Source organism: Polynucleobacter wuianus, assembly GCF_001659725.1.
In the GTDB taxonomy this organism is placed as follows: Bacteria; Pseudomonadota; Gammaproteobacteria; order Burkholderiales; family Burkholderiaceae; genus Polynucleobacter; species Polynucleobacter wuianus.
In genome coordinates this window covers 1,979,943-2,003,995 of record NZ_CP015922.1, presented here as the reverse complement: position 1 = coordinate 2,003,995, position 24,053 = coordinate 1,979,943, and the positions used below count along the sequence as shown (strand labels likewise).

The 24,053-nt window shown below is 41.7% G+C and carries 35 protein-coding genes; 21 read left to right on the top strand and 14 right to left on the bottom strand.

The genetic code is table 11. The features are described from left to right. The first annotated feature begins 63 nt into the window (after positions 1 to 63). Both A8O14_RS10305 and A8O14_RS11820 read left to right on the top strand, forming a co-directional pair. Entirely contained in the window at positions 64 to 270 is a 207-nt protein-coding gene (locus tag A8O14_RS10305; protein WP_068949427.1) for a hypothetical protein, read from the top strand. Then, the gene (locus A8O14_RS11820) at positions 245 to 418 is read left to right on the top strand and encodes a hypothetical protein (RefSeq protein WP_161484836.1); all 174 of its coding nucleotides are present in this window, start codon (positions 245 to 247) and stop codon (positions 416 to 418) included. Before A8O14_RS10305 ends, A8O14_RS11820 begins: the two co-directional genes overlap by 26 nt. Positions 419 to 498: 80 nt before the next feature. Here A8O14_RS11820 and A8O14_RS10300 read toward each other — a convergent pair whose 3' ends face one another. From A8O14_RS10300 to A8O14_RS10290, 3 genes are all read right to left on the bottom strand, one after another. Next, positions 499 to 1,266, bottom strand: coding sequence for a hypothetical protein (locus A8O14_RS10300; protein ID WP_068949426.1), 768 nt, complete (start codon positions 1,264 to 1,266; stop codon positions 499 to 501). Further along, entirely contained in the window at positions 1,263 to 1,595 is a 333-nt protein-coding gene (locus A8O14_RS10295) for a cupredoxin domain-containing protein (RefSeq protein WP_068949425.1), read from the bottom strand. Before A8O14_RS10295 ends, A8O14_RS10300 begins: the two co-directional genes overlap by 4 nt. 309 nt (positions 1,596 to 1,904) lie before the next feature. Further along, positions 1,905 to 2,255, bottom strand: coding sequence for a DUF3147 family protein (locus A8O14_RS10290; protein ID WP_068949424.1), 351 nt, complete (start codon positions 2,253 to 2,255; stop codon positions 1,905 to 1,907). Between the two features lie 104 nt (positions 2,256 to 2,359). Here A8O14_RS10290 and A8O14_RS11980 point away from each other — a divergent pair, with 104 nt between their 5' ends. From A8O14_RS11980 to A8O14_RS10265, 6 genes are all read left to right on the top strand, one after another. Then, positions 2,360 to 2,482: a hypothetical protein gene (locus tag A8O14_RS11980; protein WP_099092317.1), complete on the top strand. Its 123-nt coding sequence runs from the start codon at positions 2,360 to 2,362 to the stop codon at positions 2,480 to 2,482. Positions 2,483 to 2,622: 140 nt separating this feature from the next. Further along, positions 2,623 to 2,892: a hypothetical protein gene (locus A8O14_RS10285; RefSeq protein WP_068949423.1), complete on the top strand. Its 270-nt coding sequence runs from the start codon at positions 2,623 to 2,625 to the stop codon at positions 2,890 to 2,892. 71 nt (positions 2,893 to 2,963) lie between these two features. After that, a complete protein-coding gene (locus A8O14_RS10280; protein WP_011903510.1) occupies positions 2,964 to 3,245 on the top strand; it encodes a copper-binding protein in 282 nt (93 codons plus the stop codon). Further along, positions 3,242 to 3,880 (top strand): hypothetical protein, encoded by a 639-nt coding sequence (locus A8O14_RS10275; protein ID WP_011903509.1) that lies wholly within the window; start codon positions 3,242 to 3,244, stop codon positions 3,878 to 3,880. Before A8O14_RS10280 ends, A8O14_RS10275 begins: the two co-directional genes overlap by 4 nt. Before the next feature lie 22 nt (positions 3,881 to 3,902). Next, positions 3,903 to 4,229, top strand: coding sequence for a heavy-metal-associated domain-containing protein (locus tag A8O14_RS10270; protein ID WP_068949422.1), 327 nt, complete (start codon positions 3,903 to 3,905; stop codon positions 4,227 to 4,229). After that, the gene (locus A8O14_RS10265) at positions 4,226 to 4,621 is read left to right on the top strand and encodes a hypothetical protein (RefSeq protein ID WP_228385071.1); all 396 of its coding nucleotides are present in this window, start codon (positions 4,226 to 4,228) and stop codon (positions 4,619 to 4,621) included. The genes A8O14_RS10270 and A8O14_RS10265 overlap by 4 nt, the downstream gene beginning before the upstream one ends. 149 nt (positions 4,622 to 4,770) lie before the next feature. Here the strand turns inward: A8O14_RS10265 and cadR are convergent, their stop codons facing one another. After that, on the bottom strand, positions 4,771 to 5,169 hold the full coding sequence (cadR, locus tag A8O14_RS10260) for a Cd(II)/Pb(II)-responsive transcriptional regulator (RefSeq protein ID WP_068949421.1): 399 nt from the start codon (positions 5,167 to 5,169) through the stop codon (positions 4,771 to 4,773). A gap of 98 nt (positions 5,170 to 5,267) precedes the next feature. Between cadR and A8O14_RS10255 the strand changes: the two genes are divergently transcribed. Together A8O14_RS10255 and A8O14_RS10250 are read left to right on the top strand one after the other, a co-directional pair. Then, positions 5,268 to 7,448 (top strand): heavy metal translocating P-type ATPase, encoded by a 2,181-nt coding sequence (locus A8O14_RS10255; RefSeq protein ID WP_068949420.1) that lies wholly within the window; start codon positions 5,268 to 5,270, stop codon positions 7,446 to 7,448. Positions 7,449 to 7,489: 41 nt separating this feature from the next. Then, complete coding sequence (locus A8O14_RS10250) at positions 7,490 to 7,990, top strand: hypothetical protein (RefSeq protein WP_068949419.1); 501 nt, start codon at positions 7,490 to 7,492, stop codon at positions 7,988 to 7,990. Between the two features lie 137 nt (positions 7,991 to 8,127). Here the strand turns inward: A8O14_RS10250 and A8O14_RS10245 are convergent, their stop codons facing one another. The 4 genes from A8O14_RS10245 to A8O14_RS10230 are packed head-to-tail and all read right to left on the bottom strand — an operon-like array spanning position 8,128 to position 10,494. Further along, the gene (locus tag A8O14_RS10245; RefSeq protein ID WP_068949418.1) at positions 8,128 to 8,610 is read right to left on the bottom strand and encodes a hypothetical protein; all 483 of its coding nucleotides are present in this window, start codon (positions 8,608 to 8,610) and stop codon (positions 8,128 to 8,130) included. Positions 8,611 to 8,620: 10 nt separating this feature from the next. Then, positions 8,621 to 8,920, bottom strand: a complete 300-nt coding sequence (locus A8O14_RS10240; RefSeq protein ID WP_068949417.1) for a hypothetical protein — start codon at positions 8,918 to 8,920, stop codon at positions 8,621 to 8,623. A gap of 52 nt (positions 8,921 to 8,972) precedes the next feature. Then, entirely contained in the window at positions 8,973 to 9,683 is a 711-nt protein-coding gene (locus tag A8O14_RS10235) for a hypothetical protein (RefSeq protein ID WP_068949416.1), read from the bottom strand. Between the two features lie 19 nt (positions 9,684 to 9,702). Beyond that, on the bottom strand, positions 9,703 to 10,494 hold the full coding sequence (locus A8O14_RS10230; protein ID WP_068949415.1) for a hypothetical protein: 792 nt from the start codon (positions 10,492 to 10,494) through the stop codon (positions 9,703 to 9,705). 139 nt (positions 10,495 to 10,633) lie between these two features. Between A8O14_RS10230 and A8O14_RS10225 the strand changes: the two genes are divergently transcribed. Further along, positions 10,634 to 11,416, top strand: a complete 783-nt coding sequence (locus tag A8O14_RS10225) for a hypothetical protein (protein WP_068949414.1) — start codon at positions 10,634 to 10,636, stop codon at positions 11,414 to 11,416. Here the strand turns inward: A8O14_RS10225 and A8O14_RS10220 are convergent. Together A8O14_RS10220 and A8O14_RS10215 are read right to left on the bottom strand one after the other, a co-directional pair. Next, complete coding sequence (locus A8O14_RS10220) at positions 11,408 to 11,974, bottom strand: tyrosine-type recombinase/integrase (protein WP_068949413.1); 567 nt, start codon at positions 11,972 to 11,974, stop codon at positions 11,408 to 11,410. The two genes, A8O14_RS10225 and A8O14_RS10220, sit on opposite strands and share 9 nt — an antisense overlap. A 686-nt stretch (positions 11,975 to 12,660) precedes the next feature. Beyond that, complete coding sequence (locus A8O14_RS10215; protein ID WP_068949412.1) at positions 12,661 to 13,044, bottom strand: hypothetical protein; 384 nt, start codon at positions 13,042 to 13,044, stop codon at positions 12,661 to 12,663. Between the two features lie 145 nt (positions 13,045 to 13,189). On the opposite strand from A8O14_RS10215, the gene A8O14_RS10210 reads away from it, so the two are divergent. The 4 genes from A8O14_RS10210 (at position 13,190) to A8O14_RS11805 (ending at position 14,521) form a co-directional block, all read left to right on the top strand. Continuing rightward, the gene (locus A8O14_RS10210) at positions 13,190 to 13,477 is read left to right on the top strand and encodes a DUF6641 family protein (protein WP_323368183.1); all 288 of its coding nucleotides are present in this window, start codon (positions 13,190 to 13,192) and stop codon (positions 13,475 to 13,477) included. Between the two features lie 206 nt (positions 13,478 to 13,683). Next, complete coding sequence (locus A8O14_RS11810) at positions 13,684 to 13,833, top strand: hypothetical protein (protein WP_161484694.1); 150 nt, start codon at positions 13,684 to 13,686, stop codon at positions 13,831 to 13,833. Between the two features lie 55 nt (positions 13,834 to 13,888). Next, on the top strand, positions 13,889 to 14,284 hold the full coding sequence (locus A8O14_RS10205; RefSeq protein ID WP_068949411.1) for a hypothetical protein: 396 nt from the start codon (positions 13,889 to 13,891) through the stop codon (positions 14,282 to 14,284). A gap of 93 nt (positions 14,285 to 14,377) precedes the next feature. After that, a complete protein-coding gene (locus A8O14_RS11805) occupies positions 14,378 to 14,521 on the top strand; it encodes a hypothetical protein (protein WP_161484834.1) in 144 nt (47 codons plus the stop codon). Between the two features lie 216 nt (positions 14,522 to 14,737). On the opposite strand, the gene A8O14_RS10195 is transcribed toward A8O14_RS11805, so the two are convergent. Then, a complete protein-coding gene (locus A8O14_RS10195; protein WP_068949409.1) occupies positions 14,738 to 16,009 on the bottom strand; it encodes a tyrosine-type recombinase/integrase in 1,272 nt (423 codons plus the stop codon). A gap of 94 nt (positions 16,010 to 16,103) precedes the next feature. Between A8O14_RS10195 and A8O14_RS10190 the strand changes: the two genes are divergently transcribed. The 3 genes from A8O14_RS10190 to A8O14_RS10180 all read left to right on the top strand — a co-directional run bounded on the left by A8O14_RS10190 (position 16,104) and on the right by A8O14_RS10180 (position 19,015). Beyond that, on the top strand, positions 16,104 to 16,997 hold the full coding sequence (locus tag A8O14_RS10190; protein WP_068949408.1) for an exonuclease domain-containing protein: 894 nt from the start codon (positions 16,104 to 16,106) through the stop codon (positions 16,995 to 16,997). Next, positions 16,994 to 17,422, top strand: coding sequence for a hypothetical protein (locus A8O14_RS10185; protein ID WP_068949407.1), 429 nt, complete (start codon positions 16,994 to 16,996; stop codon positions 17,420 to 17,422). The genes A8O14_RS10190 and A8O14_RS10185 overlap by 4 nt, the downstream gene beginning before the upstream one ends. A gap of 378 nt (positions 17,423 to 17,800) precedes the next feature. Further along, the gene (locus tag A8O14_RS10180; RefSeq protein ID WP_082913171.1) at positions 17,801 to 19,015 is read left to right on the top strand and encodes a tyrosine-type recombinase/integrase; all 1,215 of its coding nucleotides are present in this window, start codon (positions 17,801 to 17,803) and stop codon (positions 19,013 to 19,015) included. On the opposite strand, the gene A8O14_RS10175 is transcribed toward A8O14_RS10180, so the two are convergent. From A8O14_RS10175 to A8O14_RS10165, 3 genes are read right to left on the bottom strand one after another with little or no spacing between them, the layout of a single operon-like run. After that, on the bottom strand, positions 19,016 to 20,044 hold the full coding sequence (locus tag A8O14_RS10175) for an HpaII family restriction endonuclease (protein ID WP_068949406.1): 1,029 nt from the start codon (positions 20,042 to 20,044) through the stop codon (positions 19,016 to 19,018). A gap of 47 nt (positions 20,045 to 20,091) precedes the next feature. Beyond that, positions 20,092 to 21,024 (bottom strand): DNA cytosine methyltransferase, encoded by a 933-nt coding sequence (locus tag A8O14_RS10170; RefSeq protein ID WP_068949405.1) that lies wholly within the window; start codon positions 21,022 to 21,024, stop codon positions 20,092 to 20,094. 59 nt (positions 21,025 to 21,083) lie between these two features. Beyond that, positions 21,084 to 21,887 carry a hypothetical protein gene (locus tag A8O14_RS10165; protein ID WP_068949404.1) on the bottom strand — a complete coding sequence of 268 codons (804 nt, stop codon included), beginning with the start codon at positions 21,885 to 21,887 and terminating at the stop codon, positions 21,084 to 21,086. A 272-nt stretch (positions 21,888 to 22,159) separates the two neighbouring features. Here A8O14_RS10165 and A8O14_RS10160 point away from each other — a divergent pair, with 272 nt between their 5' ends. From A8O14_RS10160 to A8O14_RS10150, 3 genes are all read left to right on the top strand, one after another. Further along, complete coding sequence (locus A8O14_RS10160; RefSeq protein ID WP_068949403.1) at positions 22,160 to 22,972, top strand: hypothetical protein; 813 nt, start codon at positions 22,160 to 22,162, stop codon at positions 22,970 to 22,972. Positions 22,973 to 23,041: 69 nt separating this feature from the next. Beyond that, on the top strand, positions 23,042 to 23,710 hold the full coding sequence (locus A8O14_RS10155) for an AAA family ATPase (protein WP_068949402.1): 669 nt from the start codon (positions 23,042 to 23,044) through the stop codon (positions 23,708 to 23,710). Further along, complete coding sequence (locus tag A8O14_RS10150) at positions 23,710 to 24,027, top strand: hypothetical protein (protein WP_068949401.1); 318 nt, start codon at positions 23,710 to 23,712, stop codon at positions 24,025 to 24,027. Before A8O14_RS10155 ends, A8O14_RS10150 begins: the two co-directional genes overlap by 1 nt. Positions 24,028 to 24,053: the final 26 nt, after the last annotated feature.

The window sequence follows — 24,053 nt, the reverse complement described above, 5'->3', positions numbered from 1 at the left end:
GCCTATACATTTCGTCTACAATTTTTCCGGAACGTCTAAAAACTAGACGATTAGAATTTATTCATGACTGATAAATCTAATCTAGAATTTGTGGGCAAAGTGAAGGCCGAAAAGCTAACCTCGCTTGCTGAAAACATCAAAAAGGATCGGGCTGAAATCATTGCCGACCGTGAGCATTGGGCAAAGTACAGTACAAATAGACGTAATGGCGCTAGCAAGCGTGAAATCATGGAGGAGCTAAGCCGTGAACGATTCCCCTGGGAAGAGTAAGCCTACGCTAGAGTCCTTGCTTAAGGATCAACAGGTGCTTACAGGAAAAGACTTAATCAAGCGCCATAAAGCAGAAGAGCGCCGAAAGGCTTTACTGGAAGAAGCTATTGAGTTTGAGCAGAGAAATAGGCGCAATAAAGGGCCGTGATTTGTAATGCCGTTTTAAACGACATCATATGTCCGTTATCGGCCAATAAGAGACGCCATTAACTTTATAGGTTTAATAAATTAGAACTCATACTCCACCTGCATCCGAATTGTGTTCTTTGGAGATGCCGTAGTTGTTCCCCAAAGGTAGGCAAAGTTGTAGACAAGCGCCTCTTTTCGTCCTAGTTTGGTTTTCCCAAATATGGCTGGACCAACACTGGTTTGCTGCTGTTGATTGGTATTCCAGCTATTAAGCTGCCCAAGCCAGGAAAACAATTGCGCTCCCAGCTCAAGCTCGGGTTGTAATCGGTACTTTAACTGCCCTTGGTAGCCAAAATAGGTGCCCTGATTTTCGGTGCCAGTGTAATGACCTTGCATGAGTAGATTTAGGTTTGCCTGCCACTTATTCCAATCCTTTTGCAGTAAAAAGCCGTACTTAGCTTCGTAACCCTCATTACGATTTTGTGGGCGCTCCAGTTCAAGCAAGAATCCCACATCTACAAAATATTTCCCCGTTTCGGTGAGTTGGAATTTATTTTCCCACTCGATAGCGTCAAATTGTGAGTTATTACCATCCCAAGTATTTTTTCCATAGATCTCGGTAAACCACCAAGAAGTCACCCCATATCCAAAGCCAATGGAGGCGCCTGATTGTCTTGGGTCTCCAGCAGTTCTTGGGGTTTGGGTTCCAAACTTCGTATCGATCTCTCTTTCTCCCTCTTCTACTCTAGGACTATAGATGTAGTCAGCGGGCCCACTGAGATATTCGGCGGCATGTGTAACTGTGGCAGTTAATAAAAAGATGGATACTCCTACCCACTTAAGAAAGGTAAAGACAATCCATTTCATTTGACAATCACCACGCCTTGAGCTGTCTCAGGGCTAAACTCACCCTCGAACTTGTAGAGTCCTGTTGAGAGTGGGCCAATATAAAAAGAGGCGCTGCCGTTAGCTTTAATGAGCACCTCACGATTAAGGTCGTGACTTTCAAATTCTTCTGGGGTGTCATCTAAGTTCTGAATGACCAGTCTTACTTTGGTGTCAGCGGGGATCTCAATTTGAGAGGGTGAGAAGCGCCCCTTTTGAATCTTGATTGTAATTTCTGACGGGTTAGCGCTTGCCAAGGTAGTAACCCCAATCATTAGACAAAATAGGGTGTAAGCAACGGTATTTTTCATAAAATGAGATCTTTATCAAATAAGAATGATTCTCATTATATACATCATTGAGAATGGATCTCATTTAATAAAAAAGTGCAAATATAGCTTGTTGGTCTGCTTAGGGTATTTTGGCAACTGGATTGGGCATCCTCGATCCTAGTTTGATTCCGCCCCAGGCCACCATCAGTCTCTTGTGGGTCGGACAGCGCCAGTGGGACTTAGTTCAGTCGAATGGTTACTATGCGGCCAACTGCAGACGCTGAGATCAGGCTAATTTATTGTTTTGGGAATCTCAAATCGGCCAGTAACGGCCCTTACTCAGAGAAGTTAGATCCCAAAACCCTTCATCACAAGGGCAAATAATCCAAAGCAAATAACCGTTACCACTACGCATACACCCATGGTTATCCAGAACCCCAGCTTTGGAAGTAAGTATGGAAATAATAGAAACATAGGCAATGTTGGAATCACATACCAGAAGGTGTAATAAGCGTGATTAGCTATCTTCTCTTCAGGCTGGTTTTCTAAATAAAGCCATAAAAGAGTTAAAAGAGTTAAAAGAGTCATTACGGGCAATGCCGCAATAAATCCGCCCAATCTGTCACTTCTCTTGGCAACCTCAGAAATGAATACAACCATTCCTGCGGTTAGAAGATATTTAGTAATGATCCAAGCCATTTGAGCCTCTAAATGATAAGTTGCAGTTCAGTTTATAGAAACCTAGACATGCTGCCTAGATAGGCATAGGATGAAACTAGGTGCTTAGCCTAATGGAGGGTGATATGAATCAATTTATGGATGGCTCAATGATGGGTGGAATGGGGTTGATTGGAATCTTAGTTTTGATTGTCCTTGTCCTTTCAATTGCCGCTTTAACGAAATATCTCTTTTTTAGTAAAAAATAGCGTTTTTCATTTGTGCCATTGGGAAAGCAGGCTTTTACAAAAGTAGCTAGAATCACAACATGCTTCGCGTTTGCCTACTTATCCTGTTAGTTGTCCTATTGCCCATTCGCTCTTTTGCGTCTGAGAGTATGGGTTTTAGTATGGCTCAGCCAACGCATTCCATGGAAATGATAGCTGATAGCGATGCCAGTCATTGCGAGATGATGCAAAGCTCTAGCAAGCAAGACCCTCAATCTGAGCAACATGACAAACCCACTTGTAATGCCTGCTCCTTGTGTATGGCATTTGCATTTGCGTTGCCATCCATAGCGATGAATTTTAAGCAACTCTCGTATCAATTTGCACAGCAAGAGCCATTATTCGTATATGGCGCACTCTTAGCTCTACCCATCAAGCCACCCATTTTGTAATCCCCCTAGCAGTAGTCCGTCCAAAATTTGGATGGAGTTGTTTATCTAATTAACTTTCCTTTGGGGGAAACATGAAAAAATTTGTATTTGGTATTTTATTTCTCATCACTTCACTGTCTTGGGCGGCGCCTGATTGGACCAAAGCGCAAATAGTCAAAGTAGAGCCTGAGCGTCATCGTATTGTGCTTAAGCATGAGCGGATTCAAAGCATTGATATGGATGCTATGACTATGCTTTTTGATACTGCGCCCAAGTTAAATCTTAAGGGCTATAAAGCAGGTGATCAGGTACGCTTTCAGGTCAAAATCAGTGATGGGGCGCTAGAAGTAGTTGCCCTGGAGAAGGCGCCATGAGGGTATGGCTTGTATTCATAGGCAGTCTTTTGCTCAGCCTTAGCGCTCAAGCCGCGCCAATGGGATTTAAGGATAGCTGGATGACGATGGGTGATTTTAGTAAAACCTTTCGAGAGCAAACAGCCAACTACGCCTTGACTCCTAGAGATGCTATTGGTGTGACTTCGACCTATATGCAAACGAATAACTATTCGCAAACTCAGCTTAATAATGAGCTCACCTACACTCGATTAGTTAAGCGTTGGAATATGCCAGAAGCACAAGCCAATATTTGGTTTATCGGCGGCGTTGGTGAGACTACAGGTAACTACTTTAGCGGCACTAAAGCTACGGTATCCCCTGGCATTCAGGCTGATTATGAGACTACTCGTTTGTATGCTTCAGCTAATGCTCGCATCTATGTGGCTGATGGCATTACCAATAATGTAGTTTCGGCAAGAGCTGGCTTTTCTTTCTATGAAGCCAACTACGATGAGACCCAGCCATGGTTGATCGTGGAAGCTAGAAGAATGTCGATGGTATCAACCCAGTATGAAGTCACGCCTATGCTTCGGCTGATCCATAACCGTATTTTTGTAGAGGCAGGGGCGAACCTTCATGGCCAACCCCGCCTGAGCTTTATGTATGTCTACTAAATGAACTAACAAGGATTCCCAAATGAAAAAGATTTTTATAGCAACGCTCTTAGCCCTCACTTTATCCCCAGCATTTGCAGTAACCAGTATGAAAGCAACCGTCAATGGCATGGTCTGCGCTTTTTGTGCTCAAGGTATTGAAAAGCGAATTTCTAAAATGCTATCAACCAAGGCCGTCTATGTGGATCTCAAACAAAAGACCGTCGTTGTTGAGCCAAAAGACGGCATGGCTTTGGATCAAAAGGCCATTATTGAGGAAGTCAAGGATGCAGGGTATGACATCGTCAAAGTAGAGTCAGTACCTAAAAGTGTTGCAGAACTCAAAGCAGAACTAGTGGCTAACAAATGATTCCTGAAAAAATGATCGCACCCAAAAGCAATCTCCTTACCAGTGTTGCGACGCTCTTTGCCAGTTCAAGCACTTTGATCTGTTGCGCTATTCCAGCACTTTTAGTGGCATTAGGTGCGGGTGCTACTTTATCCACCTTTATTTCCATCTTTCCAAAGATTGTATGGATTAGCGAGCACAAGGTAGAAGTATTTATTTTTGCGGGAGTGATGCTCTCTATTAGTGGTTATATGCAATGGCGCGGTAGATTTGCTCCATGCCCAACTGATCCCACATTAAGAGATGCCTGCATGAGAACGCGCAAGGCTTCATTAATCGTTTATAGCCTGAGCTTATTGCTTTATTTAACCGGGGGTTGGTTTGCTTTTGTGCAACCTCTGATCTCGAGTTAAAAAGTTCATAGGCGTATCTACATTCAATCTAAACCACCTTCGGGTGGTTTTTCTTTTTATGACTGCTTTGGGTCGAGATGCGACCGTTAGTTGCAATTGACTTCATAGTCTCAAATCGGCCAATAAGAGGCGGTAGTGTCACCTCTTTTTTACTTCACGGGTAGCGATAATTTATTTAAGATCCCGCAGTGTGCTGAGTCCTGATTCGCATGACATTGTTTTCTGAGCAGCTTTAATTGTCGCTCAAGTTGGCGTAGCTCATTAATTCGATTGCTTACACCTTCAATATGGGCATCAAGCAATTCATTTACTGCATCACAGTTTTCATCGGGCAAATCTTTTAAGCGAAGTAATTGACGAATTTCACTTAAGGTCATGTCCAGCGAGCGGCAGTGGCGAATAAATGTAAGGCGTTGCAGGTGCTGATCCCCGTAGATTCGGAAGTTACCCTCAGATCGAGCCGGTTTTGCTAACAAACCCTCTTGCTCATAAAACCGAATAGTTTCCACTTGAGTGCCTGTGGCTGTTGCTAGTTCACCAATTCTCATTTGACCTCCAAGTTTTTACATTTTTATTCTAATCCCTTGACTCTATAGTTACTATAGGGTGTTAAATGTTCTATGTCTTCATCATTTAGGTTTCCGCTATGAGCGAATGCAATACCTCCTGTAGTTGTTCTACATCAACCCCTGTGACAAAGGCTTCTGAGATACGGAGCAAGAATAAGGCCATCTATCGCATTGAAAATATGGACTGCCCAACTGAAGAGGCGCTTATTCGCAAAAAGCTAGTTAGTGTAAGCGGCATTGAGTCGCTGGACTTTAACTTAATGCAAAGGATACTCACGGTTGGTCACAATCTCAACTCACTTGACGCTATCGAGTCCGCTTTGGGTTCAATTGGAATGCAGGCGGTGCTACAAAGTGGTCAGACTTCTACAAAGGACAGCTCGATTGAGCCTATACCTAAAAAAAATTGGTGGCCATTGGCTGTTGCAGGTATCACTGCAACCTTGGCTGAAATCATGGAATTGCTGCAACTTGGTAATCAGTGGATTGTCATTGCTCTAGTAATCGCCTCAATTGCTTCAGGTGGCCTGACCATCTATAAAAAGGGCTGGATTGCATTAAAGAATGGCAATCTCAATATCAATGCCTTAATGTCAATTGCAGTCACAGGCGCGATGGCGATTGGAAGTTGGCCAGAAGCCGCCATGGTGATGTTCTTATTTACTCTAGCTGAAGTAATTGAAGCCAAGTCATTAGATCGTGCTCGTAATGCGATTCGTGGATTATTAGACCTCACCCCTGAAACCGCAACCGTTCAGCAAGCCGATGGCTCTTGGGTGCTAACGGATGTAAAGGCTATCGCTTTAGGTGCTTTAGTTCGAGTGCGTCCTGGAGAGCGAATAGCTTTAGACGGCATATTAATAAGTGGTAACTCGGCAGTAAATCAAGCGCCAATCACGGGTGAGAGCCTACCCGTCGATAAGATAGTTGGCGATGAGGTATTTGCAGGAACGATCAATCAGACAGGATCGTTCGAATACAAAGTTACTGCAGAAGCGACTCATTCAACGCTAGCTCGAATTATTCATGCAGTTGAAGCAGCGCAAGGAAGTCGTGCGCCCACCCAGCGTTTTGTTGATCAATTCGCCAAGATCTATACGCCAGCTGTTTTTTTGCTTGCGGTGTTAGTCGCTGTTTTGCCTCCATTGTTAATGGCGCAGTCATGGCAAGAGTGGATCTATAAAGCATTAGTCATGTTAGTGATTGCCTGCCCTTGTGCTTTGGTGATCTCAACACCAGTAACGATTGTGAGTGGCTTAGCAGCCGCTGCAAGAAAAGGCATCTTAATTAAAGGAGGCGCTTTTTTAGAAGCAGGACGGAGCATGAAGGTCTTAGCAGTAGATAAGACAGGGACACTAACCTACGGGAAGCCTGCACAAACGGACTTTTTTGCATTAAGTAGCAATGACAAGCATATTCACGAAATTGCCATCAGTCTTGCAGCGCGATCTGATCATCCCGTATCTCTAGCAATTGCCCATGCTAATCAAGAGCAAAAGAATGATTTAAAGACTGTAGATAGCTTTGAGGCGATTCTGGGTCGCGGTGTCAAAGGCGTTATTGAGGATAATTTGTATTACCTTGGCAATCATCGACTGATTGAAGAATTGGGTTTGTGCTCTGATGATATTGAGAATCGTTTATTACCACTAGAGCAGCAAGGCAAAACGGCCGTATTGCTTACCAACCAAACAGAGGTTTTAGCCATTATTGCGGTGGCCGATACTGTTAGAGAAACAAGCAAGCAGGCTATTGATGAGCTTCACCAATTAGGCGTGACTACCATCATGCTCACTGGTGACAATCAGCACACCGCTAAGGCAATAGGTAAACAGGTGGGTGTCGATGAGATTATGGGTAATTTATTGCCTGAAGATAAGCTCAAAATAATTGACAGTCGCCTAAAAAAGGATCCCAATGTAAAGGTAGGCATGGTTGGAGATGGCATTAATGATGCCCCCGCTTTAGCAAGAGCAAGTATTGGATTTGCGATGGGGGCGGCTGGAACCGATACTGCGATAGAGACTGCTGATGTTGCGCTAATGGATGATGATTTACGCAAGATTGCTACCTTTATTCGGCTATCCAAATCAACCGCTCTAATTCTGACTCAAAACATTGTTCTTGCTCTTGGCATTAAAGCTATTTTCCTTGTGCTTACCTTTACAGGGCAAGCCACGATGTGGATGGCGGTATTTGCGGATATGGGTGCGAGCTTGCTAGTAGTGGCAAATGGATTGCGGTTATTAAGAAGCTAGGTGTTAGTTCATATCAAGCAGTTAACTCAAGGAGTACTAAAATGAAAAAGCTAGGATGGGTTGCGATTTTAAGTTTAGGTGTTTTACTAAGTGCGCCCGTTTTGGCGCAAACAGCAGGGGCGGGCACTAAAGCCTCACAGACACAACAAAAAAATGTTGATGTAGCGGAGTTTGATAAGCAAGCCGCTCAAATTCAAGAGAACTTTAAAAAGATGCAACAGCAGATGGATCAGATCCGTGCAACTCAAGATCCGCAAGAAAGGCAAAAGCTGATGCAGGCTCACTGGAGCACAATGCAGGGCAACATGAATATGATGCAAGGCATGTGGGGTTCGGGAATGATGGGTTGTTGTGGTGGTAACGGCGGCATGATGGGTGGACACATGATGGGTTGGAATGGTATGGGCCCCTATTACTCTAAATTAACACCTGAGCAGTTAAAGCAACGCCAATACATGATGGATCAATACATGGGTATGCAGCAGAACATGATGAACCAAATGATGCAGCAGAACTATATGTGGATGGATCGGTCAAGGTAGTAACACACTAGGGGGATGAGTTACTGGACTTGTCCTCCAAGGTCTCCCTTGGGTCGTAAGCGGTCGTTAAATGGAGTCTCGGAGTGGTAATGGATCGCACTAAAAAATAGCCTTGATATAAACCAAGGCTATTTTCATTACTGTTCAAGCATTTCCTCTAGCTTTACAAAATTTAGATGACTACGAATGATCCACTCTAAAACCATTTCAATATCTACATAATTTGCGCCTGAGTTTTTGACGTGAATACTTTCTAGGGCGCTAAATTGCTCGCTTAAAAAGTCGCTAAAGTCTACATTATCCTTAACATCGTATTTTTCTACAAACGAGATCATTGAGTTTTGATAATTGCGTTTGGCAACCAAGAACTCATCACGAAACTTTGAAGTCTCTTTATGCAATGCATCTTTTACTTCGTAATAGCGGCTTATGGTAGCAATATCGTGCTCTGTTTTAACTCCAACAAATTCGGACATTGTTTTAGTAATATCAATTTCAGTTGTGGTTAACTCATGGTATTCATGCCAATATTCATTGCAATCATTAGCAGCTTTTTGATTGTCAAAAACCCCTAATACATGCCCATCGCTATCGCAAGCCACAATCCATAGTTTTGTCATGGCAGTCTCCTTAAGCGAGTTTGGCAATGACATTGCCGGTGTAGTTTTGCAATACCTTCACCTGAGCCATGTTTAGCTCAATTAGGCGAAAACCCTTTTTAAACTCCATTCCAAACCACCCTAACTTTGCCTTCGCACAGAGCTTAGACCCGTGAATTTGAAATGAGTCCTTGCCATTAGCGAGTTCCAGCACTCCATTGATCGTGGAATTACGATATTTCGCATTGATTACTTGAATTGCGGTGGTATTAGCTACATGAGCAAACTCTGTAGGTGAGGCATTGATTTTTGTATAAGGGGCGTTTTTCATATCTGATCTCCAATGGAGGAACGTCTAGGATTTAGACGTTCCGTGATTTAAGTTATGCAGCTTTCTTGATAACAGGCACTACAGAAAGGCGATTGGCGGCCTGAGTTCCCGTTGGTACTGGTGGAAATGGCGTACCTTTACTTTGTAAGAAGATGAGGTCATCTAGCTTTTCAAAGTACTTACGCAGATCGCCATGATGCTGAACTGCGCTCAAATAGTGCATTACAGCCGCATCTGTAAGGTGTACTCCTTCTTGTTGCAAAATGTATTGAGCACGTTTAAGCACTTGATGCGGCTGCACGGCAGGAAAGTGCACTGGTGTGCAGCGTGAACGAATGCTCGGATGCACCTTCATTGGGTCATTGGTTGTGATGATGACCTTCATTTGTGTGCTGTACTTGTCCATCAATACCCAAAACTCATGGGCTTTGATTTTGTAGTTATCAAGCTCATGGGAAACGATGTAGTACTGATGGCTATCAGTAAATGTCGTTAAAAGGCAAGACTTCGAAATAATCTCTTCAAATTGAGGGTGATCCATCAATACATTGAGAGACTTAGTTTCAACGAAGGCATTCTCACCGCTAATTGCTACTGGGAGTAAATTAGCAACGGTTGACTTGGAGGTTCCATTGGGACCCCATAACATCAGGTTGCCAGTTAACCCGCCAGTAGCATGAGCCATGATGCGCTCCTTTACTGTTTGATTTGGGTAAATCACCTCGTCGAGGTTCTTTGGTTTATGTTTGTCTGCTACACGCATGATTCTTTCTCCTTTTTAATTAAGCGGCTTTACGAAGCTGCGGGTGATTTGCGGCCTCTTTTTTCATCTGAGCTAACAGATCGTGAGACTCGTTTGATACGGCCTTATCAACAGCCATGTCCGCAGTCTTTTCCTGGGCCATTTGTTTGACGACGGCCTTTACCAAAGACTCTTTAGGGTCGGTCACTACGCCAACAACGCCTACTTCACCATCTGGCGTTGCCTTTACAAGCAGAATGCCGTGCGTACCCTTGATTCCCTTTAGAGCAAACTGCATGATTGGATTGGCAGTTTTCTCTTCGATATCAGCATCTACTAAATCTTTAGCCTCTTTGAAAGCAGCTTTTTTCTTCTTAGTCTCATCAGACTCTTTTAGTTCTGCTTTTACTTCCTCGATGCCATGATTGGTAATCAACCAATGGGTAAAGTTATCTGGAGTAACGCCATGAGAGATAGCAGCTTTGATTGCGTAACCATATACGTGAGCACGTTTGCGGTCAGACTGAAACACGAAACGAATTAACATCGTTAGTGTTGTTGTGGATGGAACTACCTTGATACGTTCTTTTTTCAGACGATTCATTAGCTCTAAGCGCAAGGTTTTACGATCTGCGTCAGTAGCATTAACGAAATTTGAGTCGTAAGTTTTAAAGCAGTGAGTGAGCAAGGAGTACAAGCCATCAGTTGCCTTCTTGTACGTTGTTTGTTCCCACTCTTGGCGAAGCTCAGAGAGTTTATTTAAAGACTGAATAATCTTTTTAGCAAAGACATTGTTTTGAATGGATGGAATAAATTGCTTAGTTGTTGCCATGGTATGCTCCTTTAAGTTAAGAAAAAATCACGAATAAATTTGCTTATTCGCGATAGAAAAATTTTCGTTTGAAAAGTGGGGTTCGGTCGAGAAGATCGACTTAAGAATTCGCCTCGAAGAGCTTTTTCTGAAGGAATGTATGGACGAGTTGCATTTTTATAAAGGCTTTCCAGTAGAAGATGACATCTACGGCTTTAGCCTTGAGGTATCGGCTTCTAAAGCCAAGCACTCTATATATGAGTCATGGTTTGATGTGCTTAAAGCATCGCCTTGGTATGCTGAAGCTCAGAAGACTAGAGAGTTTAAGAATCAGGCAATTGCTGATACTTGCAAGTTATTTGGCGATCTGAGTAATCTGACTTTTGAGAAGTGGTGGAAAGCTACGGGCTACAAAATTTTCAAGGAGAGAATTCCTTTTACTGAAATTAAGCCAGTGGATTTGGACTACAAATTTAAACAGGCTAAAGACCCGAATGAGCCGCCAATACTTCTGCTTGAAGTGCCGTTGCACTTGGATATAAAAATATTGAGAAGACAGTTTGATGAAATCTTGAGGATGCAAGAAGCCTACCAGGAGCGTAGAAAATTTAGCATCTTTGATAACACTACTGCCAATGCAAAAATATTCCAACTGGGGCAAAAGTTTGGTTACGAAGTTATCAAAAGGGACCTTGAAATTTATTCTGATTATCAAAAAGAATCAGTCAAAGAAGGTTTTATTGCATATCAGTTTGCTCAAAAGCATGGGCTATTGGGTAGTCCTGAGATAACAAATAGAGTGACAGATGCCGATAGATCTAAGTTGCATGGTGCGCTGATGTATAACCTAGAAAATACAAAAAAGTTAATCGCTAATGCAACTGTTGGCAGATTTCCGGACACTAGCGACTATCTTCCAGAAGCAAGAGAGTTATTAAACTAGCTCTACGGCGGCCTTCATTTGGTCTGGGCTGGAGTACAAATATCCAGCGGTCGTACTAATATTGCGATGGCCTGCCAAGGATTTCAATATATGTATGGCTGTGCCTTTATTTGCCAACGAAGTTAGGAATGACCTTCTTCCTGAATGAGAGCTGCAACCTTCAAGTCCCGCACGTCTATATAGGAAGTGAAAGTACTGCGTAAGTGTGTTTGCTGAAAACCCAGCTCGTTTTTGGGTGTAGAACAAAGGCTTATTGGTATCTGTAATGCGGATTAGTTTGATGTACTGGACTATCTCTTTTTGCATACGGGCATTGATATATACAGTTCTAGCGTATTTGCCCTTGGTTTGCTCTGGCTTTAAGCGGATTTCATCTTTAATCGTTCCGCTGTCGTTTAAAACGTCGCAAATGCGAAGTGCTGCAACTTCTCCGACACGCATTCCAGCGTAATGGGTTAAAAGCAGGGCACATCGATTGCGGGCTGAATGCTTGCGTGTAGCGATGTGATCTAGCACTCTGCGTAGTTCTGTTGTGTTTAATGTTTTTGCTTGTGACATATGTAGCTCCCAAAATGTAATAAATAAGCAACTACAGTATGTTTTCTTAGGTTTGGTTTGAGCAACCGAAATCTGCCTACAAAGATCTTTCCATTAATCAATGACTTAGCTCTAAATGTAATAGTTTCATACTTCTATTACATTTCGTGGCTTAAATGCCACGGCTAAATCCTTCGTATAAGCACATATATTTAGCACTCGACTACCCATGTATGCGAGTGAAGTAGATCGCTGTTTAAACGAATGATTTGATATCCGAATGGGTCCTGTGCCCTGTAAAAATAGAGCTGCGGAAAATTTATATGAAGTACTTACAGATTCAGGGTGGTGATTTTGCTTCTATACCCCATATTGCTAGGGCACATATAAGGACGAACTGCATTCGTCCTGTGTTTCGCTTTCGCTCACACATTTTGTCTTTTAGCTGATTGGGCAATAGATTCTTCTGTCAAACGACGGCTATAGCACTATAAAAGTACTATAGCCGCCGCTACGTGTAGATTGGTACTAAGTATTCCCCAGCAACACGACTCTAAAAAGATTTATTGAAGACAGATGAATTAAAACTTCAAACCTAGAAAACCTAGGAATCCTGCGGCCTACTTGTAGCGCATAACCTTTAGAGCAGTTATGCCAAGTGCGGGCTCATTAGCCGACGTATTACAACCCGCGTTTGTACCTGTTTGTTAAGGTTGGTTGTACCTTAGTTCCTGAATAGTTTGCCTTGCTTGCACTTCTTGTTTATGAGCCTGTCTTTTGATTTTGGTAGCTAGATTGAGTATTGGATAAGCCAAAGTAGGGCTAAGTTGATTGCATTTCTTTTTGTTAGCTGTTTTGCCTTTGAATTTATTGAGTGCCTTGGTTTGATGTTTGTTTAAAAGATTTGAGTAATTTTTGAGTAAATCCACTGCCGCTAAGCGAGCCTGAACTAACTCTTTTGCCATGATTGTAAAGGTTTGCGGGTTTAGTCCGCACTCCCTTAAGAAGTTATCAGTGATTTTCGAGTCATATTTTTGATCGTTATTAATCTTAAATTGTGCGTCAGTTAATCGTTTCTTCTTGTAGTTCATGAAAGTATTTAGCAAAACCTAATAAAAGAAGAGTAGATCTGGCGTAAATCCTTTGGTTCTGGCAGATATTGGCAAAAAGAGGTTGTCCAACCAAAAACTCTGACCATAAATTAAGTGTGCCCATTAACTACAAAGGAGAAATGAAATGAGCACATTAAACAGTTTGAAAATGGTTAATTCCAAAAAGCCAACGTCTATTCCACCCATTTTGCAGCGACGCAATAAGCTCTCTACAAAAGTATGGGAGCAGATCCAGTTAGCTAAAGCCCAGCGTGAAGGCAGTACTTTTACTGTTAAGAAATTTAAATCAGTTAAAGACTATGACGGGTCACGTAAAACCGTAGAGCATCAAAAGCGTGTACGTCAGTGGTGGTTTGTGTCTAGTGACGGCAAGGTTTGTTTAAACGTGCGCTATGGAAGTCGCGTAATTTAGTTTGCAAAAGGCAAAACGGCTGTTGAAGTTGCTACTGCAGATGAGCTTATCAAAGCCTTAGAGATCATTAAGGGTGCGGTGGAGGCGGGAGAGTTAGACACCCAAATAGAGCAAGCTAGCGGCGCTGTACGTGCTGGGTTTGGTAAGTGAACAGCCAAGCACTAATACTGATCATAGTATTAGTGCTTCTTCTATGGATAGATTAGATGAAAACATATGTAGCCTATGTACGCATACAGCCCCAAGGCTGGGTAGTACAAACTCAAGTAGTTGCAGATAACAGTCAAGCCGCTTATTTCCTATTGCAAGGGCAGTATGGTGCAAACAATGTGGTGCATTTGCCGACAGAAGTTTAGGTGGGGATCGTCTAAATCCTAGACGATTCGATAAATATAAGGAAAGGAGAAGGCCATGAGAGTGTATGAGATTGCCAATGCAGAAGATCAGCTAGGATTATTGCGAGTCATTATGAATAACACCTGGAGTGCCATTAGCCAACAAGCTAGCACACAGGCTAAACAAAAGGCGGCGCAAGCCAGTAAGCCCAAGAGTAAGACACCCAAAGCCCCAAAGACACCTAAACCCAAGGCGGTGAGTTTGCCGCAAAGAGCAATACCTGTCCCGGTTGCTAGGCCAGTACAGGCTGCACAGCAAAAAGTAGCTAAGCCCGTTGCTCAAGCTAAAACGATTGCGCCTTTGCAACCTAAGTCGCCGGCTACAACAGGACCCACTATTACTAATAAATCGCCGCAAGAGTTAAAAATGTTTCGGGACTACTTAAGAGGCGAAACGCCCAAACCGCTATAACGATTCAAAATCGCGGTTTGATCTGGTGATTACTCTTTTAATAGGTTGACAAATTGTCTGGCTGACAGGTAATGCGTAAATCAATACCTCGTCTTGAGTCTTGGCATCCATTTCACTGATATTCGTTTTGTAGTTCTGTTGATTCTTTGGCGTTTGCGTAGTCCTGAGCCAGCATTTAAAACCCTGGTTAATTTGATGAGTACAGAGCATCCTGTATTTCTATGGATCACTTTGTAGGTGATGCGTGAATGACTAATGGGGTTATGGGTTTTATATTCAGCTAAGTATTGCAAATATCCAATGCTTAAGATGGACTCCTGACAATGAATGGCATTTTGTAGGCTTTGCTCAAATCTAACTTGTGCAGGCAGCTTGGAATCAACCGAGGTAGTTTTTAGTTTCTTTGCGTTCATTGCATTTATTCATGTGCGAGTCGTTTAAAACGACAAATATTTATCCTGCCAACTTTTCTGCAGCAAGCGTAGCGGTGAGCTTGCTATAGAACCGCTCTAGCATTTGTACGGAAGTGCCCATCTGTTTGGCTAGCGTATGTATATCCATGCCCCATTCCACTAAGCTAAACGTAGCGTATGTGTGTCTAAAGCTGTACATAGTGCGTTTAGCCCCCGTAGTTGATAGCAATAAGCCTGAGTCCTTCATGAGCCACTTAAAGCTACTGACAAAGTCATAAGGACGCTCCCCATTGGGATGTCGCCACAAGAACTCATCACTCTTTTCTTCTAGTAATTGGTCGAGGGTTAAATGATCCCATTCGGTAAACCGGCTTTTTAAGCGTTCGATGACGGGAACCGCTTCATGTCTTGCAATCAGCCAGCGTGGACCTGTTTTACCGCTTACCCATATTCGCAGGTATCGAACACTCTTATCTGTATGCCACTCTAGGTGTCGCCATTGGATATTGAATGCTTCTGTTCCATGTCTCATGCCTGTCGCCATTAGTATTTCTATGTAATCTCGTAGTAATAGTCTGCCAAGGTGAGCTTCTTGGGTTTTGCCACCTTGACTCCATGTTTTTAAGAACTCCAGTAAGTAGTCAATTTCTTTTCTAGTGAAGGCAGGTCTCGGAGTGCTCTTTTCACCTTTAGTGCCTAACCTTGGAACTGGGTGTTTGTCACTAAGCCAGCCTCTTTTAATTGCTAGATCAAATACCCTGTTGTAAGCGGAGAAGTGGGTCATCATGGTTGAGTGCATGAGTTTGCGTTTCATCTTTTCTGCTCGCCAAACTTCATACTCAGCAATATCTTGATGGTTGATATTGGTTAAATGCTTTTTGCCAAAGAATGGGGTTAGATAGTTATCTATAACGGATATGTAATCTACATAGATTTTTTTACCAACGCCATTATCTAAATCACTCTGTAACTCTACTTTTGTAGCCTCAGCTGCAGAGTCAAATCGCTTATTAAGTGGTGGCAATCCCAGCTCTTCCATAAAGCGGGCTCTGTCATATATATCGCCAGCTTTCTTCTTGGCGTATTCCAGATCCTCATAGCCAGTACTAACTCTGTGCCACTTCTTGTCATAAAGCCGAAAGCGCATTTGCCATTGCTTACTGCGCTCTCGCTTATAGAGGGTAATGTTGCCATCCCTCATGTGTACTAGCTTGCCAGTAGCTAGGTTTTCTAGATATTTAAGTTGGGGTGATTTTTCAGGGGTAGAGGTGCTTTGAAAGAAAAGGGCAAGCACTTCTGTTTCTTTGGGCATGTTTCTCTAGCTGAAAAACATAGCTTAATTTCGGTGTGCAGGGTTGGGCAAGATAAGTTTTAATTTTTTCTTATCCCTATAGTAAAGTTGTCACATGGGAAATCTCGCAATCATCGTTGATCTAGAAACTACTGGTTTAGATGGTGGTAGCGATCAAATTATTGAAATTGGTGCAATTAAAGTAGATCTTGATACTGGTGAAGTAATAGATCAATTTCAGACTTTCACAAAGCCCGATGATGTCTATACATACTTTGGTGATGAGGATGAAGAGTTCGATGAAGAAGATGTTGAGCCTGACAGGCTTGATCCATTTATTGTTGAGTTAACTGGCATTACGGATGAAATGCTTGAGGGTGCACCTAGCAATCCAGAGGCGGTAGAAGCATTCTTTCAGTTTGCTGGCGATTTACAGATATGGGCATATAACGCAGGCTTTGATAGCAAGTTTTTAAATGTTCACACTGAAGAGCATCGTCCTTTAAAAGATGTTCTGGCCTTGGCAAAAAGGACATTTCCGAATCTAACTAATCACAAATTAGCAACTGTTGCGCAGGAACTTAATATTTCTATTGAGGGCGCACATCGCGCCATTGCTGACTGTTTAATAACCAAAGAAGTTTTGCTGAAAGGCATTCAGTTTCAGATAGAAAATCCACACCCCTTTCATCATGGCTTTAAGGCATCTGACTATCGCCCAAAAGAAGAGGGAATGTTTTTTGGCAAGATAATTGTTTTCACGGGTGCTCTTGTGACAATGACTAGGGATGGTGCCGCAACACATGCCAGTCAGTTTGGGTTCAAGATTGGCTCAGGCGTCACAAAGAAAACTGATTATCTGGTCGTGGGAATTCAAGATCTTTCCACTTTAGCTGGGCATGATAAGAGTACTAAGCAAAGAAAGGCAGAGGAGTTGATTGCCGAAGGGGTTAATATTGAAATTCTTACCGAAAATGACTTTATAAGAATGTGTGGGATTGGCGAATGAGTACTGAAAATTCGGAAGCAATTAGAAAGCAGGTTGAACAATACCTAAGCAATAAAGACTTGGAAATTGAACTTGAGGATGCGAATAAGGAATACACAATAATTTATTCCACAAATATTCTTGCTCAAGAGTCAGATGACACTAGTAAATTGACTAGAAATTATTGGATTAATCAAAATAAAAATGGAGGGCAGATTAGTTCCCCATGGGGTTCATATGAGCATGTCCAGCAGTCTTCATTGGTTGCCAATCTATTAATTTTTGCCAAGTACAAAATTAAAAGCATTACAAAGGGCTGGAAGTTGGTTTGCCAAAAATGCGGATCTGAGCAGCAAGGGCCCATTTGGAGAAATAGCCTCAAATCTTGTGAGCAATGCGGAACCCAGTACAAGTCTGAAGATAAAACAAAAATCGCCGCTTCCTAAATATGTCGTTTAAAACGACAAATTCTGTAAACAAGGTGTGTACCGTAGATTTACCGTAAAAACACCGTTTTTTAAGAGAAGAAGGATTTAGGCGGCTCGAAATAGCTCTCTAGGCTAAATTACGCTAAAATAGCGAGTTCGGCGAATTAGCTCAGCTGGTTAGAGCGACGGAATCATAAAGCACAGTGTCCGTGTCAAAACAGTGCTTAAACATTGTTTTAAGCATAGCTCTATTTTGGTGCTCAATAAACACCACGCTACACGGCAATTTGTAGCTTCACCCCGCAAGCGGGTGGCATTCACAGGGTATTACAAAAGCGGTAGCCCAAATCTAAAACTGAAAACACAATAGCAAGCAACGCTTAAGGGTTGTTTGTAATGTCAAATCTAAATCAGTTATTTTCAAGCGTAAAAATAATTTACGCTCCTAAAGCAGTGAAGTTGCTTGATAGCAGAATTACTGTGTTTAGGCGCCCTAATACCCATCAGTGGCACTGTCGTTTCAAGTTGGTTAATGGGAAGTGGCACTCAGCCTCAACGGGAACTGAAGACTTGGCGCAGGCTAAACAGCAGGCTATCTCCATCTACGAGACAGTCAAAATTAGAACAGAGGCTGGATTGGCTACTTCTACAAGAAGTTTCAAGCAGTTAGCAAGAGAAGAAATTACCAGAATGGCGAGGACGGCAACAACGCCACGCACTGAGCGCAAATACAAAGACTATTTGTTCATTTTAGAAAAGTATTTAATCCCATTTTTTGGCAACTTTGATGTCGCAAAGATTGATGACGAGGAAGTAGCTGACTTTGAGGCTTGGAGATTGGCGGAGATGGGTAAGAATGCCAAGCAGATGACAAAGAAGCATCACGCAATGGCTTACAACAGAGTGATGACGCTGGCAAAGGCGAGAGGCTATATTCCACTTAACAAAATGATTGTGCCGTTAGATATTACGGGGGAGCGTGGCAAATCACGCCCAGCTTTTACGGTAGAGGAGTTGGAGCAGATGTATGCCTATATGCCTAAGTGGCAGATAGATGTGTGGCATAAACAATCTACAGAAATACGCTACCTCTGTTGTGCTTATGTAAAGTTTTTGGTTAATACGGGCGTAAGACACAGCACTGAGTCAATGCCTTTGCGATGGAAACACTTACAGTGGCACTTTATAGGCTCTAAGAGGTATTTGCGTATATGGGTAAGTGGCAAGACAGGCGCAAGGTATTTAATCGCTAAAAACGCTGTTTTAGAGGTTTTGGAGGAGTTAATGCGGTGGCACAAGTTGCCCTTTATGGACTTAAACGAGCTAATCCAAGCAAAACTGGACAGAAGAGTCTTTACGCTTCAGTCTGGCGAAATGCCACATCTGATGGAAAACATCTTTAGAAACTTAATGAAAAAGAGTGGGCTGATGAAAGATGCTGGTGGGCAAAATAGAACGCTATACAGCCTGCGACATACCTACGCTACTTTGGCGCTGGCTGATGGGATTGATATACACACATTAGCGAAGCAGATGGGGACAAGCGTTGTGATGATAGAGCGCCACTATAGCAAGCTAACCGCAATGATGAGCGCCGAGAAATTGGCTTAGTTAAAGCCTTATCAGCAAATTAAATTTGAAGAACTTATCATCGAAAACTTTACCAAAGTCATGTCTTGTTGTGCTTGCCGTGTCAAAAAAACTATGTTCAAGCAAATAGTTATCAAGGTTAGCGTTAGAATGAGAATCATCTAAATAGAAGCTGGCTAATTTTCCGTCAGCCTTAACAATAATCATTCCACCACTTGCTGATAAAGCACCATCCCATAAGTCTCTTGGGACCATACCAAATGCTGTAGCTCTTAAAAACTTAGACATGATTATCTTGTAATCACTTGTGTTAGAAAGACTAAGCGGATTCTTATTGGCAACAATAGCTAATAAATCTTTTACAAATTTTTCTCTGTTGCTTGCCCCATAGTATTCAACTAATAAGTGACTAATAAGACTTTCTAAGTTTTGATCTACTTTATTTAGATTCAATTTGTATGTCTCATTAACAGAGCCAAGATATTTCAATGGCAATGGCTTAACAAATTTACCTAACTTTTTTGGGGTGATGTTTGGGACGCTTATCTTGTGTGGCGCTTCGTATAAGAAATTTGTAGATTGTGAAGCGTTTAGTAAAGAAGTTGCCCCGCCCAAATTGCTTTTGATACTAAAGCCTTTAATTGATTTAAGTTGTGTGCTTGTATCAAGAATCTCTAATTTAATATCACTCTTTTCTGATCTTGTAGCCTTTATTTGTGGATTAAAAAATTTAGTCCATAAAGTATCAAGTTCATTAAAGCTGAAGGTTGTAGAAGAAGAGGATGAGATTTTTTGAAAAAGAGCTTTAGCAACACTTTCAATGTCAGTTAAAGGAGTCGAACTCTGTTGCCCATCATAGTTGGCAATAACGGATTGGTCTTGAACAACGAGACTGACAAACTTATTGGGAGTATTGGAGGGAATAAGAATGGATTTAACTTTAAATTGTGTTGAATTTTCGTCTGCTAAGGATTTATCCGACAAAACAAAATCAGCATTAGCAATAAGAGAAAGAAGCGCATACGCTTCACTCCATTCGCCACGATTCATTGTTAAATTTTGTATTCTGCTCATTAAGAGCAGGATACATCAAGCCGCTAATTTTTAGAACTTTTAATATATTTGATAATTGACTTAGCAACCTCCTGTATAGCATCTACAGCAACGCTATTACCAAGCTGTTTCATTGCCTGTCCTTTAGCTACAGGAAACTTAAAGTCATCAGGGTATCCCATCATTTTCTTCCCCTGCTCAATACCGAGTCTTCTTATTTCACCATCTACTAAGTAAGCATCCCAATTTCTTCTATCGTCTATACCTGACCCTTTGCCACCAACACGCAATGTAAATCCTATTTCGCGAGAACATTCGCCGCCCCAAACATCAGACATATTAAATTTCAATTCTTTTTTATCTGGAAATTGGAATGGTTCCCTATATTGATCTTCTTTACGAAAGCCTATAATAAAAATTCTCGGTCTGTGCTGTGGCAGTCCATAGTCTGATGCTTTAACTATCTTGTAGTAAATGTCATATTCAAGTTCAACCTGAAGAATTTGTTTTATTACATCAAAGGTTCTTCCAGTATCGTGATTTTGTAAGTGTCTAACATTTTCTAAAAAGAATGCTTTGGGACGCTTGGTTTGTAATATGTCTCTAATATGAAAAAACATATTGCCTCGAGACTCACGCTCTTCATTAAAGCCTTTTTTATGTCCAGCTTGTGAAAATGGCTGACATGGAAAACCCGCACAAAGAATGTCGTGATCAGGTATCTCGTTTGGATCAATATTTGTTATGTCATCATTAAACAAAGGGTTATCAAACATATCATCACTAAACAAATTTGGCGATAGGGACTTAAAGTTTTCTTTATAAGTCTTTCTGGCGAACACATCTTTTTCAGACGCAAAGACACATTCGCCGCCTTCATTGTGAAAGGCGAGGTGAAAGCCGCCAATCCCTGCGAATAAATCAATAAATTTGAATTTACTTTTCTTTGTCTTAGATGGTTTGCGTAATTTATTCATAATATTTTGATTGTTAATTATATTGTCTTTAAGCGTAAAAATAATCTACGCTCATACTTTCACTTAATCTTCTTTGTCCCAGTTGGTCGTCCTGCCTTGCGCTTATAAGGGGTTGTAATTGCTTCACTAAAGCCCTTATTTGATGGGAATCTCCCTCTTGCCGCATTTTCTGCTACCAAAGCCGCACAACGAATAAGCCTGCTTGCCGCAATGCTAAGCAATTCTTTTCTATCTGCTAAGTCAGCCTCTAATATGTCATTCGCTTCTGACTCAATAAATGACTGTGCTGGGATAAGCCTTAGGTGATTACCTATTTTCCATAGTGGCACATCCTTCTTATATAGCCGTAATGCGGTTAATCCATTCTGTAATGTGTCTATACGCAATTTACTATTTGAAAGTTGGTATAAGGGCGCCACTTGTTTTGGCAGGGTGGCTGAAAAACCATAACCCTCTAATTGCTTGCGTAGTTGTTTAAGTGCTTGCGGCAGGGTTAGATTGAGTGGCAATTCAGCCACTACTGAATTAACCCCCACCCATTTATTTGTTAGTTGCTTTTTGGTTGAGTCTAAAACACCTACAACATTGACTTTGGGTAAAGGGGCACTTATCCCATATAAACGCATACCTATCTTGCCCCACCAGTCTGCTTCTCGCATTTTGTAGATTGGACCAAAGTCACTTACGACTTGCGCTACAGCCTTAAAGTCTTTTGGTAATGGGTAGGGCGATTTTTGCTTAGCTAATTTACGGATTACAGCTTCATAGCTGGGGCTTGCTTTTAGGTAGTCACAAACCAAGTCATATCGCAAATCAGATTTAACTGAAATTCCAGTCTGTTCATAGTTTGCCTCCAATGACATAAGGCGTGGGAGGGGTTTTCGTCCTAAATTAGCCATTTAATATTAACAAGTATAGATAGATTATGTCGTAATAATAATTCATGTTAATAAATCTTACAATAGATACATAGATTGAACAACGCAACACAGTTCAACCCTCTTTAACAAATAGCAAAGTTTTGTAGTAGCAGTAAAACAAGCGTAAATTTTTTTTACGCCTGTTTGTAGTAAGTGCGTAAGCATTTCGCAAGCGCACTCTTTTATCAACGCCATTTTTATATAAAGGAAACATCATGGCTAAGCAAACAAGTAGCAAAACAGTATTGTCCGCACAATCAATTGTTGAAAAAGCGGATGCTTTAGTAAAACAGCGTGAGAGCTTTGAGCAAAATGAATACGCACGCAGTAATCAGCGTTTGTATGAGATTTTGGCGGAAGTGCTGGATATGTATGAACAAGCAAGTAGTAGCAAAACAACTTTAGCTGAAACTGTTAAGCAGTTAAAAACTAAGTTGGAAGCAAGCAAGGTGCGTGTTCAAACTAATACGCTGGCATTAACCCTGTTTGTGCGCTATGTATTTCGCACTGATAGACAGCGCAGTATGAACTACAGCAGAACTTTACAGGCGGCTATACAGCAAGGCATTAGTGCTAAGCAGTTAGCGCAGTTTGTAGAGGACTGTGGCGGAGTTGAACAGTGTAAGAAGCGCTTTACTAAGTCGGCAGTTGTTGTAGCAAAAGAAACAAATATTGCTAACAACATGTCTTTAGTAGATGACACATTAGCTAACTTAGCAGATAACCCGTTAGCGACATTTAAAGTTCCCAACAGCGTAGTAGCAAACACTTATGACAAAGACTTTGTTTTTGTTATTGGTAAAGCTGACAAGCAGGGAAACATTAAAGCACTGGGCGCTGTGCCAGCGTATTCGGCAGGCATGACTAAGTGGGCAAAACAGCAATTAGCGTTATTTATTAGTAATCAGCAGGCGATTACTAAAAAGGGTGCTAATGCTAAGCGCAAAGACAGCGCACTTGCTAACGCAAAGTCGGCTGTAAAAAGCAAAACGCCTACTGAAACAGTAGGCGAATTGTTAGCGGCTTAACTTACAAAAGTGTTTTGAAACTTGGGCTGGGTGTTAGCGCACTCAGCCCACAACATAAGGATAGTATATATGAATACGAATTACAAGTATCGCCCTAAGTCAGTAGATGAGTTTGTTTTCGCAACACCCAAGCTGGAAACGCAAATTAAACGCTATACGCAGGGCAAGTCAATGTTGCCGTTAGTGCTACACGGCGAGTATGGGACGGGTAAGAGTTTGTTGGCAGACTTAATACCAAAAGCATTGGACGGCGAGGATGTGAAAGTCAATTACATTAACGCCGAAGAATTGAACAGCGCCAATGATGTGCGAAAGAAGTTTTTTCGCTCTGTTCAATTTGACAAACTGTTTAGTGCTAACGGACAAAAGAACAACTACACAGTAGTAGAAGAAGTTAATTTTGATCCTAAAGCTAAAGGCGCATTACGAGTGTGTTTGGACAGTATGGCAGAAAGAGAGCTGTTTATATTTACAACGAATGAAGTTGAAAAGATAGATAGGGGATTGTTAAGCAGGGCGGAAGTAGTTGAAGTATTGCCTGCGCCGCCTGATCGTTTCTTCCCCCGCGCACAGCACATATTACGCGGTGAAGGGGTTGATTTAGAAGACAGTGTCTTGCGTGAAGTGTTGGAAACAGTGTTTGAGAACGATTATGACAATCGTGCCTACTATCGTGCTTTAGATGAAATTATTGAAGCATGGAACGATGAGGCAAATTTTATGAAAGAGGGTGAATAATGGAATACATTATTGAGGGAACGCCAATCTCAATCGTAAGACATGCTGACATTTGTATTGAAGTAGTGTGTGACATTTATCCCATACACATCAAGCATAAAGAAGCGTTGTTAAAGTATTTTGAAAGCGATGGCTTTTTTATGTATGGGAAGATTGAACTTATACATTATGACTATCGCATTACAACAATCAAATACCAGTTTGATAATGGATGGGTTGATATAGGTAGTCACGCTTACGAAGTAGAGGAAAAAATAAACGAATTAGTTGATCGTTTTATGATTGACTATGAAGGTTATGAACAAATTAAAGCGTAGATTTTTTTGACGCTTAACTTTTAAGC